General features: G+C 72.4%; 14 protein-coding genes. 2 read left to right on the top strand and 12 right to left on the bottom strand.

The annotated features are described in order from the left end of the window. Positions 1–58: 58 nt before the first annotated feature. The 5 genes from ACF1G2_RS25445 to ACF1G2_RS25425 form a co-directional block, all read right to left on the bottom strand. A complete protein-coding gene (locus tag ACF1G2_RS25445) occupies positions 59–793 on the bottom strand; it encodes a hypothetical protein (RefSeq protein ID WP_391800470.1) in 735 nt (244 codons plus the stop codon). A 168-nt stretch (positions 794–961) separates the two neighbouring features. Continuing rightward, positions 962–2,263 carry an MFS transporter gene (locus ACF1G2_RS25440; protein WP_391800469.1) on the bottom strand — a complete coding sequence of 434 codons (1,302 nt, stop codon included), beginning with the start codon at positions 2,261–2,263 and terminating at the stop codon, positions 962–964. Between the two features lie 72 nt (positions 2,264–2,335). Beyond that, positions 2,336–3,181, bottom strand: a complete 846-nt coding sequence (locus tag ACF1G2_RS25435; protein ID WP_391800468.1) for a hypothetical protein — start codon at positions 3,179–3,181, stop codon at positions 2,336–2,338. Next, entirely contained in the window at positions 3,178–4,410 is a 1,233-nt protein-coding gene (locus ACF1G2_RS25430) for a DUF2306 domain-containing protein (protein ID WP_391800467.1), read from the bottom strand. Before ACF1G2_RS25430 ends, ACF1G2_RS25435 begins: the two co-directional genes overlap by 4 nt. A gap of 109 nt (positions 4,411–4,519) precedes the next feature. Next, entirely contained in the window at positions 4,520–5,035 is a 516-nt protein-coding gene (locus tag ACF1G2_RS25425; protein WP_391800466.1) for a helix-turn-helix transcriptional regulator, read from the bottom strand. A 153-nt stretch (positions 5,036–5,188) separates the two neighbouring features. On the opposite strand from ACF1G2_RS25425, the gene ACF1G2_RS25420 reads away from it, so the two are divergent. Further along, positions 5,189–6,166 carry a GlxA family transcriptional regulator gene (locus tag ACF1G2_RS25420; RefSeq protein WP_391800465.1) on the top strand — a complete coding sequence of 326 codons (978 nt, stop codon included), beginning with the start codon at positions 5,189–5,191 and terminating at the stop codon, positions 6,164–6,166. A gap of 59 nt (positions 6,167–6,225) precedes the next feature. On the opposite strand, the gene ACF1G2_RS25415 is transcribed toward ACF1G2_RS25420, so the two are convergent. From ACF1G2_RS25415 to ACF1G2_RS25405, 3 genes are all read right to left on the bottom strand, one after another. Further along, positions 6,226–7,479 (bottom strand): MFS transporter, encoded by a 1,254-nt coding sequence (locus ACF1G2_RS25415; protein WP_391800464.1) that lies wholly within the window; start codon positions 7,477–7,479, stop codon positions 6,226–6,228. Between the two features lie 84 nt (positions 7,480–7,563). Further along, positions 7,564–8,619 carry a Zn-dependent alcohol dehydrogenase gene (locus ACF1G2_RS25410; protein WP_391800463.1) on the bottom strand — a complete coding sequence of 352 codons (1,056 nt, stop codon included), beginning with the start codon at positions 8,617–8,619 and terminating at the stop codon, positions 7,564–7,566. Between the two features lie 187 nt (positions 8,620–8,806). Next, complete coding sequence (locus tag ACF1G2_RS25405; RefSeq protein ID WP_391800462.1) at positions 8,807–9,721, bottom strand: SDR family NAD(P)-dependent oxidoreductase; 915 nt, start codon at positions 9,719–9,721, stop codon at positions 8,807–8,809. 71 nt (positions 9,722–9,792) lie between these two features. On the opposite strand from ACF1G2_RS25405, the gene ACF1G2_RS25400 reads away from it, so the two are divergent. Beyond that, a complete protein-coding gene (locus ACF1G2_RS25400) occupies positions 9,793–10,761 on the top strand; it encodes a cyclase family protein (protein WP_391800461.1) in 969 nt (322 codons plus the stop codon). A gap of 230 nt (positions 10,762–10,991) precedes the next feature. Here the strand turns inward: ACF1G2_RS25400 and ACF1G2_RS25395 are convergent, their stop codons facing one another. The 4 genes from ACF1G2_RS25395 to ACF1G2_RS25380 all read right to left on the bottom strand — a co-directional run bounded on the left by ACF1G2_RS25395 (position 10,992) and on the right by ACF1G2_RS25380 (position 15,116). Further along, complete coding sequence (locus tag ACF1G2_RS25395; RefSeq protein WP_391800460.1) at positions 10,992–11,447, bottom strand: ATP-binding protein; 456 nt, start codon at positions 11,445–11,447, stop codon at positions 10,992–10,994. Between the two features lie 401 nt (positions 11,448–11,848). Further along, entirely contained in the window at positions 11,849–12,775 is a 927-nt protein-coding gene (locus ACF1G2_RS25390) for an acyl-CoA dehydrogenase family protein (protein WP_391800459.1), read from the bottom strand. 14 nt (positions 12,776–12,789) lie between these two features. After that, positions 12,790–13,926 carry an acyl-CoA dehydrogenase family protein gene (locus ACF1G2_RS25385; RefSeq protein ID WP_391800458.1) on the bottom strand — a complete coding sequence of 379 codons (1,137 nt, stop codon included), beginning with the start codon at positions 13,924–13,926 and terminating at the stop codon, positions 12,790–12,792. Continuing rightward, positions 13,926–15,116: an amidohydrolase family protein gene (locus ACF1G2_RS25380; RefSeq protein ID WP_391800457.1), complete on the bottom strand. Its 1,191-nt coding sequence runs from the start codon at positions 15,114–15,116 to the stop codon at positions 13,926–13,928. Before ACF1G2_RS25380 ends, ACF1G2_RS25385 begins: the two co-directional genes overlap by 1 nt. Positions 15,117–15,259: the final 143 nt, after the last annotated feature.

Genomic DNA, 15,259 nt, shown 5'->3' with positions numbered 1-15,259 from the left:
GGCGTCGGGCGGCAGCGGTCCGAGGAGGAGAAGGTGAGCGACCGTCTCGGGTTGCGGCTCAGGCATCCTGCCACCTCACGGCCGTGACCTTCCCTCGTGGAACGTGCAGGGTCGCGCCCTGAGCCTCACAGACGCCCTTGGCCGGGTCGATCTCGACGAACGACGCCTTGAGGGAGGCCTTGACGATCTCTCCCTCGACTCGGCCGGAGGAGCCGGCCTCCTTCGAGCAGAGAGCGTCCAAGGCCTTCGCGTACGAGGGGTCGACCACGAGAACTCCCTTGGCGGTCTCCCTCTCCGGGTCGGTCAGGACGGCCAGCGAGAAGGCGGCCAGGCTCAGGGCTACGGCCACCGCCGCCACTCCGTTCGCCAACCGCTGACGCCGGTCGATCGTCTGGGTCTCGTCGCGCACCTTGTCGATCACGCTGTTGAGCAGCTGCTGCCGCGTGGCCACTTTCATCCCGTCCAGGGACTCCGGCACGGGAGAAGCGATGGCCCACAGGTAGAGCAGGGCGGCCGTCAACCAGAGCGCGACGGACGCGATGCCCAGCCACTGCATGACGGGCGGCCTGTCAGCGAGGGTCGTGACACTCAGAGCCGCCATGAGCCCGCCCGCGAACAGCGTCACGGTGGACTGCGCGGCCTGCGCCCGGCCACGGGCGAAACTGACGGATTGGACGAGTTGGGAGTAGTAGGTCTCCGAGACCGAGGTGACCACGGAGTCCAGAATCTGTTCGTATTCCCCGCGATCCTGGGGGGATTCCGGATGACCGACCACATGCTGCTCAGCGATCACTGAGCCCCCCTTCGCGTGAACAGGCCGCGAAGGTACCACCATTCATGACTGTCAATCAGAGGATCTTCGGACTGTGGATGCAGAGTTCCAGCCATCCGCCAAATCCCGCCCGCACCGCAGTCGGACGCCCACGCGCACGGGCGCGAACAAGTGCCCGAAGGGTGCTCCTCATACGCTCGGCAGCCCGACCGTGGGCGTCGTCGGCCGGCGGCGGATGACCAGGGCCATCAGTGCCGCCGCCGCGCACAGGGCGCCCGAGGCGTACCAGACCACGTCGTACGAGCCGAAGGCGTCCCGCGCCACTCCGCCCGCGAAGGCGACGACCGCCGCGCCCACCTGGTGGGAGGCGAGCACCCAGCCGAAGACGATCGCGCTGTCCTCCCCGTAGTGCTCGCGGCACAGGGCGATCGTCGGCGGAACCGTGGCCACCCAGTCCAGGCCGTAGAAGACGATGAAGAAGATCATCGGTGGGTGGACGGAGGGTGCGAGGAGCATCGGGAGGAAGAGCAGGGACACCCCGCGCAGGGCGTAGTAGACCGCCAGCAGGCGCCGCGCCTCGAAGCGGTCCGTGAACCAGCCCGAGGCGATCGTGCCGACGACGTCGAAGACGCCGATCACGGCGAGGAGCGAGGCCGCCGCGGTGATCGGCATGCCGTGGTCGTGGGCGGCGGGCACGAAGTGGGTCTTGACGAGCCCGTTCGTCGAGGCGCCGCAGATCGCGAAAGTGCCGGCCAGGAGCCAGAAGGGGCCGGTGCGGGCCGCCTTGAGGAGGACGGTCACGGCCCGGCGGGCCGCGCCGGTGACCGGGGCGGGCTTCGGGACGAACTCGCCGCCGTACGGGGCGAGGCCCACGTCCGCCGGGTGGTCGCGCAGCAGCAGCCAGACGAAGGGGACGACCGCGAGCGCGGAGAGCGCGACGGTGACCGCGGCCGGCCGCCAGCCCTCGTTCTCGACCAGCCAGGACAGCAGGGGCAGGAAGACCAGTTGGCCCGAGGCACCGGCCGCCGTGAGGATGCCGGTGACGAGCCCGCGCCGGGCCGTGAACCAGCGGTTCGTCACCGTCGCCGCGAACGCCAGCGCCATCGAACCGCTGCCGAGGCCGACGAGGACGCCCCAGTACAGGACGAGTTGCCAGGAGGCGGTCATCCACACCGTCAGCAGCGAGCCGATCGCGATGACGCTCAGCGCGACGGCGACGACCCGGCGGATGCCGAAGCGGTCCATCAGCGCGGCGGCGAACGGCGCCGTCAGGCCGTAGAGCGCGAGGTTCACGGAGACCGCGAAGCCGATCGTCCCGCGCGACCAGTCGAACTCGCCGTGCAGCGGTTCGATCAGCAGCCCCGGCAGTGAGGCGAAGGCCGCGGCGCCGATGATCGTGACGAAGGTGACGACCGCGACGAACCAGGCGCGGTGGACACGGGGCGTGCGGGAGGAGACGGGCGACGCGGGGGTCTCGGTTGTCTGGGTCACGTCACTCAGCTTCGTGGCCGGGAACCGCACCCGCCATTGGCCCGAATGACAGCTTTCGCAAGGATCGGGACATCAGCCTGTCGCGGAGCGACCCGTGGCGCGTACCCACAGCAGGCGCCCGGTCATCCCTGTCACGAGGAGGCCGCTGAGCAGCGCGAGGAGCGAGAGCCCGGGGCCCGACGCCCAGTCCACGTCCGGCGCGTGGACGGCGAGGACCACCAGCGACGCGAGCGCCACGGAGGGGACGGCGAGCAGTGCGGGGCGCAGACGGGACAGGTCGTCCTCGGCCAGGGAGCCCAGGACCCCGGCCCCGAGCGCGAGCGCCCATACCCCCAGGCCCTGCGCGTCGGCGCGGTTCACCGTCCACGGCACGAACCCCGACCAGAAGCCGGGCATCGCGAGCAGCCCCGCGCCGATGCCGGCCCACCCCGAACCCAGCACGGCGAGCGGGGGCTTCGACCAGCCGGGGAGCGGCACGATCCGCTCCGGCGGGCCGTGCACCGGCCGCCGGTACTGGAGGGCGAGGCAGAGCACCGCCGCGACCGCGAGCACGCCCAGGGTGGCGACCCAGCCGAGGCTGAACAGGACGAGGAACAGCGAGCCGCCCTTCGCCACCCACAGGGCCTCGCCGTTGAGCAGGCTCACCGTGAAGAGGCCCACCAGCACGACCACGAGGGGCAGGACGAGCGTCCGCGCCTCCTCCCAGACCCGCGCCCGGCCGACCGTGAACAGCGCGGGAGCCACGCCCAGCATGGCCGCCCCGACCAGGCCGGGGCTGAGCGCCTCGGGAGAGGTCCAGGCGCCGGCGGCACGACCGGCGGCGCTCGCCAGGGCGAGCAGCGCGCCCACCATGAGGCTGACGACCGCCACGACGGAGGCCAGCATCGCCACGCCGGGCGAAAGCTCCCGCCCGCTCATCGCCGCCCCACCTCCTGCTCCTGCTCTTCCGCCGCCACCGGCGCCGCCGCCACCGGCGCGGGTTCCACCGGCGCGGGTTCCCCCGCCTGCCCCGCGTCGGACGGGGCCTTCCTGGCCAGGAGTTCACGGCCGTACATCACCCGCAGGCTCACCACCGTCGTGGCCGCGAAGGCCAGCACCCCGCAGCCGATGGCGACGCCCGTGACCAGGGACGTCCACGCGTCGAGGCGGACGAACCGCTCCAGTACGAACGCCGCTCCGACCGAGAACACCGGGGCCAGGCAGAGCGCCACGAGGTGCAGCCGCCACTCCTCCCGCGCCCACCCGGCCCCGCGCCGCCCCGCGCTCCGGTGCCCGGCGGCCATGACCGCGTAGGTCACGGCGTACGGGACCAGATAGCCGACGAGCAGGCGCGGGCCCTCGTCCGCCGGTCCGTCGAGGAGGGAGACGGTCAGCCGGACCAGCGCGGCGGCACCGGCGACGTGCGCCGCGACGAACAGCGGGGCCGGGCACCAGCTGCCGTGGACGCCGGGGACGGCGGTCCGCCGGTCGAGCGCGCGCGAGGCGAGCAGCGCGCCGAAGACGACCACGGAGCCGAGGTGCATGATCGCGATCCGGTTGATCTCGGCCATGGACAGGCCGGGGAACAGCAGGGGCAGGCCGCCCCATTCGAGGCGGAGCAGCGGCGCGGTCAGCAGGAAGCCGTAGCAGAGCAGCATCCACCGCTGGTGCAGGTCGGGGAGGCGGGCGAGAGCGGCGAGGACGCCGAACGTCACACTGCCCACGGTGCCGACGAGGATGGTCGCGAGGACGACCCAGAACGCCGGGCCGCTGTACGCGTCCTCCGGTGCCGTACGGGCCAGGTAGAGAGCGGCGCCCGCCATCGAGGCGTACACCGTGACCGCGAACACGATGCCGGCGGCGCGGTGCAGGCGGCGGCGCCGACGGACCGCCGACAGGTACTGGACCGGCCCGAGCAGCATCAGCAGGCCGCCCAGGACCGAGTGCACGATCATCGGGACCAGGCTGCGCCCGTACGGTCCGATCCGGTCCCGCACGGCCTCGGCGACGTACTCCGGCGACACGATCCTGCCCATGAGCCACTCGCCGGGCGCGGGCGCACCGGGCGAGGCGTACGGCCACAACTGGGTCATGGCGACCGGCGCGTAGGCCACGCAGCCCACGGTCAGGGCGACGGCGGCCACCCTGCCCCACCTGGTGACACCCATGAGCACCCCTCGGCTTCCTCCATAGTCCTTTCTGGACTATGGAGGAAGGTAGAGGCGGGTGTTACCCACGGTCAACGGTTCTGCCCGACGCACTGCGGCACGCGTGCGGTCAGGGCTCCCGCCGCTCGACCCACTCCCAGAAGTCGACCATCATCCGCTCGTAGCGGATGCCGAACTCCAGCGCCTCGCGCTGCCCCCGGGTCAGCAGCTCGCCGACACGGTCCGCCAGGCCCTCGTACTCGTCGAGCGCCCGGCGGTGCTCGTCGACCTGCACCGGGGCGTGCACCCGCGGGCTCGCCCCGAACCAGAGCTTGAGGATGCCGCGTTCGCGGGCCTCGACCGGAACGAAGGCGGGGTCGTCGAGCCAGGCCGCCAGGGCGGTAGCACCCGCCTCGGTGAGCCGCATCAGACGCCGGTTCCGCCCGCCCGACTGCCGCGCCTCGGACAGCAGGCCCGCCTCCACCAGACGGTCGCACTGGGCGTAGACCTGCGCGTGCGGCATCGACCAGAACGGCGCCACGGTGCGCGCCGCCTCCACCTTCACGTCGTACGGACTGGCTTCGCCGAGCTTGTCGACGATGCCGAGCACGAGGTACGAGGGTGTGGTCAACCGGACTTCAGCCATGCCGGGACCGTACCGCCCACCGGAGCGGCGCCCCGAACGGTCCGGTCCGGGAATGCGCTCCCGGGCCGCGGACTTGTAGCTGGTGCGCCGAGGAGTGGCGCTCCGCCTGCCCGCCGGCCCCGGCGAGCGGTCTGGATCACAAAGGATTCTCTCGTGGCTCACCGTATCGCCGTCCTCGCCCTGCCCGGCCTCCTCCCCTTCGAGCTGGGCATCGCCCACCGGATCTTCGGCCGTGCCAAAGACGCCGAGGGCAGGCCGCTCTACACGATCGTGACCTGCGCCCCGGCCGCGGGACCGGTCCAGACGGACGCGGACTTCGCGATCCACGTGGAACACGGCCCGGAGGCGCTCGCCACGGCGGACACGGTCGTCGTCCCCGCCTCGTACGAACTCGGCCCCGTCTACGACGAGGGCCGGCTGACCGACGAGCTGGCGGCGGCGCTCGGGCACATCCGGCCCGGGACGCGGCTCGTCTCCATCTGTACGGGCGGGTACGTGCTGGCCGCCGCCGGCTACCTCGACGGGCGGCCGGCCACCACGCACTGGGCCTCCGCCGCGCACTTCCAGCGGCTCTTCCCGAAGGTGCGGGTCGACGCCGACGTGCTCTTCGTCGACGACGGGGACGTCCTGACCTCGGCGGGCGTCGCCGCCGGAATCGACCTGTGCCTGCACATCGTGCGCCGGGACCACGGAAGCGCCGTCGCCAACGACGTGGCCCGCAGGACCGTCGTACCGCCGCACCGGCACGGCGGGCAGGCCCAGTACATCGAGCGGCCGCTCCCGGAGGCGGGGACGGCGACCACGACATCGGCACGGGCCTGGGCACTCGCCCATCTGCACGAGCCGATCCAGCTGCGGGACCTGGCGGTACGGGAGTCGATGAGCGTACGGACGTTCACGCGCCGCTTCCGGGAGGAGGTCGGCGTCAGCCCCGGCCAGTGGCTGACCCAGCAGCGGGTGGAACGCGCCCGCCACCTCCTGGAGTCCACGGACCTGGCGGTCGACCAGGTGGCGCGGGACGCGGGCTTCGGCACGCCCCAGTCGCTGCGCTCGCACCTCCAGGCGGCGATCGGCGTGACCCCGACGACGTACCGCCGCACGTTCCGGACGGGGGCCGCCCCGGGCGGGTGAGCGCGCGGTCGATCGGTCCGCGCGGTCGGTCGGTCCGCCCGCAGTCGGTCCGTCCGCAGTCAGTCCGTCCGCGCGCGGTCGCGGCTCTCCGCGCCCGCCCCGGTGACCGGCGGCGCGTCCGCCGGGGAGCGCGGCGCGGCAGCGCGCACCCGGCGCCCCTCGCCCACCGCGCCGACCGCCGTGAGCAGCAGGGTCAGGGCGACGCCCCACAGGATCGCCGTCGAGGGCGGGACCACCTTCAGCAGACCGCCCGCCAGGGAGCCGCTCGCCGCGTAACCGGCGCCCACGGCCGCGTACATCACCGAGTACCCGGCGGCCAGGGCGTTCGGCGGGAGGATCTGGCGGAGCGCCAGGTTGCGCGTGAGCATGGCGGGGGCCTGGAGCAGCCCGGCGAGGACGAGGGCGAGGGCGATCGCGCCCGCCCACGGCAGGACGGCGACCAGCACGACGCCCGCCGAGACGCCGAGGATGAGGACCAGGCTCTGCACCGGCAGCGGCCCCGGCCAGCCGCCGCGGAGCCCGTACACGAACGCGCCGGCCGCCGAGCCGATCGAGAACCCGGCGAGCAGCGGGCCCGCCCAGCCGATCGCGATCCCGCGCTGTTCGAGGAGGGCGGGAAGGATCAGCTCGGCGAGGGCGAGCAGGGTCAGGCTCGCCGCGCCCGTCACGTACACCGGCCAGGCCCGTACGAGAACGCGCCGCATCGGTTCGCCGGGCCCCTCGGCGTCGTCCGCCTCCTTCCAGCCGGCGGGGAGCGCCCACAGGCCGGCGACGGAGGCGGCCATCAGGCCGCCCGCGAGCAGCAGGGGGACGCCGGGACCGGCGCCGAGGGCCAGGCCCGTCGCGAGCGCGGGGGCGGCGGCCCAGATGGCGAAGGTCAGGACGGACTCCATGGAGAGCGCCTGGGTGACCGCCTTCTCCGGGACCATGCCGGTCAGGAGGGCCCGCATCCCGCCGGGCGCGGCGCCGGGACCGGCGCCCGCGAGGAAGGCGAGGACGCCGAGGAGTGCGGGGTGCCCGGTTCCGGCGGGTACGAGGCCGAGACCGGCGAAGGCGAGGGCGCCCACCCCGAGCCCGGCGGCGAGCTGCGGCCGGGCCCGCCCGGCGTTCATCCGGATGCCGAGGACGGGGGCGGCGACGATCTCGCCGAGGACGTACGCGGCGGCGAGTACGGCTCCGAGGGTGTACCCGCCGGGCTGCTCACGCACCAGGAACACCAGGGCCAGCGGCGCCATCGCCACGGGCATCCGGGCCGCGACGGCGACGGCCGACCAGGCGAGCACGGGACGGGTGAAGAGGTCGCGGTAGGCCATGGCCACGACCGTAACGGCCGCCGCCCGACGGCCGACAGGGTCTGTCGGCCGGGGGCGTCCGGCGGGCGTCGGCAGGGCGCCGGGCTAGAAGGTCAGGACGCCCCGCGCGACCCTGCCCTGTTCCGCGTCCTCCGCCGCCTTCGCGAACTCCTCCACCGGGTAGGTGGCGGTGACGAGTTCGTCGAGGAGGAGACGGCCCTCGCGGTACAGCTCCGCGTAGAGGGCGATGTCCTTCTGCGGGCGCGAGGAGCCGTAGCGGCAGCCGAGGATCGACTTGTCGAGGAACATCGCGGCGGGCGGGAAGCTCGCCTCCGCGGTGGGGGCGGTCATGCCGAGGAGGACGGCCTGACCGTGACGGTCGAGGAGGTCGATCGCCGTACGGACGAGGCCCGTGTGGCCTACGCACTCGAAGACGTGGTCGGCCCCGGTGGGCAGGATGTCGCGGACGGACTCCGCCGAGTCGAGGAAGTGCGTGGCGCCGAAGCGGCGGGCGACCTCCTCCTTGGCCGGGTTGGTGTCGACGGCGACGATCGTGAGCGCGCCGGCGATCCGGGCGCCTTGGATCACGTTGAGCCCGATGCCGCCGGTCCCGATCACGACGACCGTCTCGCCGCGGTCGACCTTGGCGCGGTTGAGCACGGCGCCGACGCCGGTGAGAACGCCGCAGCCCATGAGGGCGGCGGAGGTGAGGGGGATGTCCTCGGGGATCTTCACGGCCTGGACGGCCTTGACGACGGTCCGCTCGGCGAAGGAGGAGTTGGAGGCGAACTGGAAGAGGGGCAGGCCTGTGCTGCCGCGCGAGAAGGGCTGCTTGGGCATCCCGATGGCCTTGCGGCACATGGTGGGGCGGCCGCGGTCGCAGTCGGCGCAGGCGCCGCAGTTGGCGAGCGTGGAGAGCGCGACGTGGTCGCCTTCGGCGACGTGGGTGACGCCGGGGCCGACGGCCTCGACGACGCCGGCGCCTTCGTGGCCGAGGACGACGGGCGCGGGGAAGGGGATGGTGCCGTCGAGGACGGCGAGATCGCTGTGGCAGAGCCCGGCGGCGCGGACGCCGACGAGGACTTCGCCGGGGCCGGGGTCGCGTACCACCAGGTCGTCGACGACCTGGACGTGCTTGCCGTCGTAGACGACGCCTCTCATGTGCGGCTCCTTGTCGTGAGCGGTGCGGTTGGGGTGTGCCCTGGAGGGTGGCCGGCCTTGTGGTGGGGCCCGGACTGGAGGCGCCCGTAAGGGCACCGTCCCGTGTGCCCACCCGTCCCGCTCTGCGGGACGATTGCCCACACCGGGGGGGTGGGGCATTCGGGCGAATGCCCGCACCGGTGGGTGGCTACTGGTTCGGGCGGGTGCCTTCTGCTGCCGCTCTGGCCATCTCCTCCAGGCGGGTCAGGAGTGGCATCGGATCCACGCCCACCGTTCCCGGCAGGAAGTCCGCGATGCGTTCCGGGGTCCACGGGCCCCCCTCCGCGTACCCCGCCCGCAGTTCCCTCGGCTGGGCCCAGACCGCGATCTTGGGGCCCGCGATCGTGTAGACCTGGCCGGTGATCTTCTCCTCGCGGGCCCGCTCCGAGAGCAGGTAGACGACCAGCGCCGCCACGTCCTCCGGCTCCCCGATCTCCTTCAGCTCCATCGGCACGTTCGCCGACATCCGCGTCCGCGCCACCGGCGCCACCGCGTTCGCCGTGACCCCGTACTTGTGCAGGCCCAGGGCCGCCGACCGGACCAGCGAGATGATCCCGCCCTTGGCCGCCGAGTAGTTCGCCTGCGCCACCGACCCCTGGTGGTTCCCGCTCGTGAAGCCGATCAGGGTCCCGGTGCGCTGCTTGCGCATCACCGCCGACGCCGCCCGGAAGACCGTGAACGTCCCCTTCAGGTGCGTCGCGACGACCGGGTCCCACTCCTCCTCGGCCATGTTGAAGAGCATCCGTTCGCGCAGGATGCCCGCCACGCACACGACCCCGTCGATCCGCCCGTACTCGGCGAGCGCGACGTCGACGATCCGCTGACCGCCCGCCATCGTCGAGATGTCGTCGGCGACGGCGACGGCCGAACCGCCCGCCGCCACGATCTCCTTCACCACCGACAGCGCGACCTCCGACGTCGGCTCCCCGCCCTCGATGGAGACCCCGTAGTCGTTGACGACGACCTTCGCCCCCTCCGCCGCGCACGCGAGAGCCACGGCGCGCCCGATTCCGCGCCCCGCGCCCGTCACCGCCACGACCTTGCCTGCCAAGAAGTTCCCCACGCCCGGCCCCTTCCCGCGTTTTCTGACGGTCCGTTAGATTCGTTCGTCGACAGGATTCTACGGTCCGTCAGATGCAGGAAAACAAGACCCTGGAGGCCCCGATGTCAGTCACCTCGCAGCTACCCGCCGAGTTCCACGACATCGCCAAGCGCGTCAACAACTGGGGGCGTTGGGGCCGGGACGACGAGATCGGCACCCTCAACCTGATCACCGACGACGTCGTACGGGACGCCGTCGCGACCGTCCGCTCCGGTCACCGCGTCCCCCTCGCCCTCGACCTCACCCAGGACGGCGTGCAGACCGGGATGATCCCGGGCCGGGTCAATCCCCTCCACGTCATGGTCCAGATCAACCAGGAGCTCTTCGGCCCGGGCACGGTCGCCACCAGCGACGACGCCGTGACCCTCGGCCTCCAGGCGGCCACCCACTGGGACGCCCTCACCCACGCCTCGCACTCCGGCAAGATCTACAACGGCCGCCCCGCCTCCACCATCACCCCGCACGGCCGCTCCGAGTTCAGCGGCATCCACACCGCCCGCCACGTCGTCAGCCGCGGCGTCCTGCTCGACGTGGCCGCCGCCAAGGGTGTCGACCGGCTGCCGGGCGACCACGCCGTCACCCCCGAAGACCTCGACGAAGCCGCCGAATTCGGCCGTGTCACCGTCCGGGCCGGCGACATCGTCCTCGTACGGACGGGGCAGATACGGCAGTACCTCGCCGGGGACAAGCACGCCTACGCGTTCCCCTCCCCGGGCCTCTCCCTCCGTACGCCCGAGTGGTTCCACGCCCGCGACGTCGCCGCCGTCGCCAACGACACGCTCACCTTCGAGATCTTCCCGCCCGAGGTCGAGAACCTGTGGCTGCCCGTGCACGCACTCGATCTCGTCGAGATGGGCATGCTCCAGGGGCAGAACTGGAATCTGGAAGGCCTGTCCACAGCCTGTGCACAGCGCGAGCAGTACGCGTTCCTGCTCTCCGCGATGCCGGAGCCCTTCGTGGGCGGTACGGGCACACCGGTGGCCCCGGTGGCGATCCTCTGAACCGTGGAAGCCGCAGGCGACAGACGTCGTAAGCGGCCGACGTCGTAAGCGGCCGACGTCGTAAGCAGAGACAGTCATACGCGGGTGGCGGCGCACTCGCGCGCGCCCCGAGCACGGCACGGCCGCCGCCACCCAAGACACGACCCGCACTCGTCGAGGGCGGCATCGCGCCCTCGTCGTCCCCTCACGTCGAATCGCTCACTCCAGAGTGAACAAAACGACACGAACCGTCAACAGTGCACCGAGGCGGTCGGCGTGGCCGGTGAGGCCTCCGAGGCCTTCACCACTCCCCGGTCCACCTCGCACCAGATGCTCTTGCCGGCCCCCTCACGCTGCCAGCCCCACCGGTCGGCCAGACCGTCCACCAGCTCCAGGCCTCGCCCGTTGGTGTCCTCGCCCTGCGCGTGGCGCGGCATCGGCGGCCGGTCGCTGGAGTCGGCGACCTCCACCCGTACCGTCCCGGCATCCGGGCAGCCCGCGCCGAACAGCATCCGCAGCACGGCCGGACAGCCCGTGTGGACCACCGCGTTGGTCACCAGTTCGGAGATGAGCAGCACCAGCGTCTCGGCCAGCGGCTCGTCATCCTCTATGCCCGATCCGGCGAGCCTCGAACGCGCCCAGCGCCGGGCGCGTCCCACCTCCGCCGGGTCCGGCCCGACCTCCAACTGAACCTGAAGCACCTGCACCGTTCACACCATCCGAACCGGCGGACACATCGCCTCGCGCCTCACAGCCATCGACGCCCTCACGGAACGTGATTCCCTTGTGAGACAGCATGGTTGACGTACAGTCACCGCAACAAGCGCTTCGGGCATATTCCAGCGCGAAGGAGTACGCATGGTCCATACTGTGCGACGCACGCTGCGGGGAGTCGAACAGGAGGGCGCCCAGCGCCTCCACGGGGTACGAGCGGCGGGCATCGCCCGCTCCGGGGCCGCCGTTTCGGCGACACCGGGACGATCCGGGCTCACAACCACTCGCATCCCACGGAGAGTACCGGAGCGGGACCCCGACTCCGGGCCGTGACGGCCCGCCCGAAGGACACAACCCGATATCGACGCTCCGTGAGCGCCCGCCCACGCCGCGCCTACAGGGCAAGCGCCTCCACCTCCTCCGCCCGTGCTCGCGTGAGGCCGCGCTCGGCCCTCACCCAGGCCCGTTTGAGGTGCAGGTGCACGTCCGCCTCCCAGGTGAAGCCCATGCCGCCGTGCACCTGGAGGCAGTCCCGCGCGCAGTCGACGGCCGCCTCGTCGGCGAGCAGCTTGGCGCCGGCGATCTCGACGGGGTCGCCGGTGACGGCGGCGGCGTAGACGGCGGCGCGGGCGACCTCCGTGCGCACGAGCATCTGCGCGCAGAGATGCTTGACGGCCTGGAACGCCCCGATGGCCTGCCCGAACTGGACGCGCGTCCGCGCGTAGGAGACGGCCGTCTCGGTGGTCCGAGCGGCACTCCCCACCTGCTCGGCAGCGGTGAGAAGCGCGACCTCCGGCCACGACACCGGACGGCGCCCGCGCGGGCGTGTTCCGCCCGTGCCCGTGCCCCCCGCGCCCACGGCCGCCCCTCCCACCGGGCCCGGCACGCGATGCAGCGGCGTCAGCGGATCCACCGACCGCACGGCCACCGCCCCCGTCACATCACCGAGCACCACGTCCGCCTCGTCGAGCCACTCCACCAACCCGCCGTCGACCGCCGTCACCACCACCTCCCCCTCCGCGGCCCCGTCCACCGCCCCCGCCGCCAGGTGCGTCGCCGCCAACGGCCCCGGCAGCAGCACCCGCCCCGCCTCCTCGAAGACGAGCACCGCCTCAGGCAGCCCGAGGCCCACGCCCCCCTCCGCCTCCGGCAGCCGGAGCGCGAAGAACCCGGCAGCGCCCAGCTCACGCCAGAGCGCCCGGTCGAGCGTGCCGCCCGCCTCCACCGCCGCCCGCATCGCCTCCCGGCCGAAGCGGCCGGCGAGCAGCTCCCGTACCCCCGCCTTCAGCGCCTTCTGGTCGTCCGTCAGCCGGAAGTCCACGAGACCACCACCCCTCACCGGCCCTTCGCCAGGCCGAGTATCCGCTCGGCGACGATGTTCGCCTGGATCTGCGACGTACCGGCCGCGATCGTGTACGACAGCGAGGAGAGCCGGTCCAGGTTCCACTCGCGCCCGAGGTCGAGCGCGTCGGGCCCGAGAACGGCGGCCGCCGCGTCGTACAGCTCCTGCCGCGCGTGCGAGTACCGCAGCTTGAAGACCGAGCCGCCGATCCCCGGCACTCCGCCCGTCGCCTCCGCCTCGCTGACGTTCCACTGGGTCAGCCGCCACAGCGCCCGGAACTCGGCGCTCAGCCGCCCGAGCCGCCTCCGCACCCCCGGGTCGTCCCAGGTGCCGTTCTTCCGCGCCGCCCCCGCGAGTTCGCCCAGCACGCGCCGGCACGCGACGACCTCGCCGACGAACGCCGTACCGCGCTCGAAGGAGAGGGTCACCATCGTCACGCGCCAGCCGTCGTTCTCCTCCCCGACCCGGTTGGCGACCGGTACGCGCACCTCGTCGAGGAACATCTCCGCGAACTCCGCCGACCCGGCGAGCGTCCGCAGCGGCCGTACGGTGATCCCGGGCGCGTCCATGGGCATCGCGAGCCAGCTGATCCCCCGGTGCTTCGAGGGCGCGTCCGGGTCCGTCCGTACGAGCAGCTCGCACCAGTCGGCGACCTCGGCGTGCGATGTCCAGATCTTGGATCCGGAGACCACGTACGCGTCCCCGTCCCGCACCGCCCGCGTCCGCAGCCCGGCCAGGTCGGATCCGGCGTCGGGCTCGCTGAACCCCTGGCACCAGACCTCGTCGCCGCGCAGCACGGGCGGCAGCCAGCGCTCCCGCTGCCCGGGCGTCCCCTCGGCGGCGATCGTCGGCCCCGCGTGCAGCAGTCCGACGAAGTTCGCACCCACGTACGGGGCTCCGGCGCGCTCGGTCTCCTCCAGGAAGATCAGCCGCTGGGTCGGGGAGGCGTCCCAGTGCACGTCCGCGTACCCGGCGTCGTACAGCCGCCGCTGCCAGCCGCAGTCGTACGCCCGCCGCCCCGGCCAGTCCAGCGGATCGGGCTTCGGCGGCAGCGTCGGCAGGACCCGGGCGAGCCACTCCCGCAGCCGCGCCCGGAACTCCTCCTGTGCCGCGCCGTCCGCGAGGTCCATCAGACGATGCCCAGGTCCAGCATGCGGATGGCGTTGCCGCGCATCAGCTTGTAGACCGTCTCGTCGTCGAGTCCCTTGACGTGGTCGAGTGCGACTTCCTTCGTGTGCGGGAACGTGGAGTCGACGTGCGGGTAGTCCGTCTCGAAGGTGGCGTTGTCGCGGCCGACGACGTCGAGCGAGGCGATGCCGTGCTTGTCGCGGAAGAAGCAGCAGAAGATCTGCCGGTAGTAGTACGTGGACGGGGGCTCGGGGATGAGGTCCCTGACCCCGCCCCACGCCCGGTGCTCCTCCCACACGTCGTCGGCGCGTTCCAGGGCGTACGGGATCCAGCCCATCTGGCCCTCGCTGTAGGCGAGCTTGAGCCGGGGGAACTTCACCAGCACCCCGCTGAAGAGGAAGTCCATCATCGAGGCCATGGCGTTGTTGAAGCTGAGGGAGGCCTGGACGGCGGGCGGGGCGTCGGGGGAGGCGGCGGGCATCTGGCTGCTGGAGCCGATGTGCATGTTGACGACGGTCCCGGTCTCCTGGCAGACGGCGAAGAACGGGTCCCAGTGGCCGGAGTGGATCGACGGGAGCCCCAGATGGGTCGGGATCTCCGAGAAGGTGACCGCCTTGACGCCGCGTGCCGCGTTCCGCCGGATCTCGGCGACGGCGAGGTCGATGTCCCAGAGCGGGATGATGCAGAGCGGGATGAGCCGGCCGCCGCTGTCTCCGCACCACTCCTCGACCATCCAGTCGTTGTAGGCGCGGACGCAGGCGAGGGCGACCTCCTTGTCCTTGGCCTCGGCGAAGGTCTGTCCGCAGAACCGCGGGAAGGTCGGGAAGCAGAGGCTGGCCTCGACGTGGTTGAGGTCCATGTCCTTGAGCCGCTCGACCGGGTCCCAGCAGCCGCGGCGCATCTCCTCGCGGGTGATGCCCTCCAGGGTCATCTCGTCGCGGTCGAAGCCGACGGCGGCGATGTTCCGCTTGTACGGGAACCTGAGGTCCTCGTAGATCCACCAGTCGGTCGGCGGACCGTCCGGGTCCATCGTGATCTGGTACTTGCCCCCGACGTAGGCGAGCTCCCCGATCCCGGCCGTCAGCGGCTGCGGCCCGCGGTCGCGGTACCTGGCCGGCAGCCAGGTCCTGAAGAGGTGGGCCGGTTCGATCACATGGTCGTCGACGCTGATGATCCGTGGAAGTTCCGTCATGAGACCCTCTCCCGTTCCCGCGTTTTCTGATGACCCGTCAGATATCGATCGGTCTCAGGCTAGCCCCCGCCCCCTGGACCGACAAGCAGCGCGCCTCTACGCTCTCCAGGCAATCTGACTGACCGTCAGTTGCGGACGGAGAG

Source organism: Streptomyces sp. NPDC013457 (assembly GCF_043089925.1).
Lineage (GTDB): Bacteria > Actinomycetota > Actinomycetes > Streptomycetales > Streptomycetaceae > Streptomyces.
The sequence above is the reverse complement of the archived record's forward strand: the minus strand, read 5'-3'. Positions and strand labels throughout refer to the sequence as shown.

Bases quoted from the DNA above. Each gene is read 5' to 3' on its own strand.
- ACF1G2_RS25435 (WP_391800468.1), bottom strand. From the start codon at position 3,181: ATGAGCGGGCGGGAGCTTTCGCCCGGCGTGGCGATGCTGGCCTCCGTC.
- ACF1G2_RS25430 (WP_391800467.1), bottom strand. From the start codon at position 4,410: ATGGGTGTCACCAGGTGGGGCAGGGTGGCCGCCGTCGCCCTGACCGTG.
- ACF1G2_RS25425 (WP_391800466.1), bottom strand. From the start codon at position 5,035: ATGGCTGAAGTCCGGTTGACCACACCCTCGTACCTCGTGCTCGGCATC.
- ACF1G2_RS25415 (WP_391800464.1), bottom strand. From the start codon at position 7,479: ATGGCCTACCGCGACCTCTTCACCCGTCCCGTGCTCGCCTGGTCGGCC.
- ACF1G2_RS25410 (WP_391800463.1), bottom strand. From the start codon at position 8,619: ATGAGAGGCGTCGTCTACGACGGCAAGCACGTCCAGGTCGTCGACGAC.
- ACF1G2_RS25400 (WP_391800461.1), top strand. From the start codon at position 9,793: ATGCAGGAAAACAAGACCCTGGAGGCCCCGATGTCAGTCACCTCGCAG.
- ACF1G2_RS25385 (WP_391800458.1), bottom strand. From the start codon at position 13,926: ATGGACCTCGCGGACGGCGCGGCACAGGAGGAGTTCCGGGCGCGGCTG.
- ACF1G2_RS25380 (WP_391800457.1), bottom strand. From the start codon at position 15,116: ATGACGGAACTTCCACGGATCATCAGCGTCGACGACCATGTGATCGAA.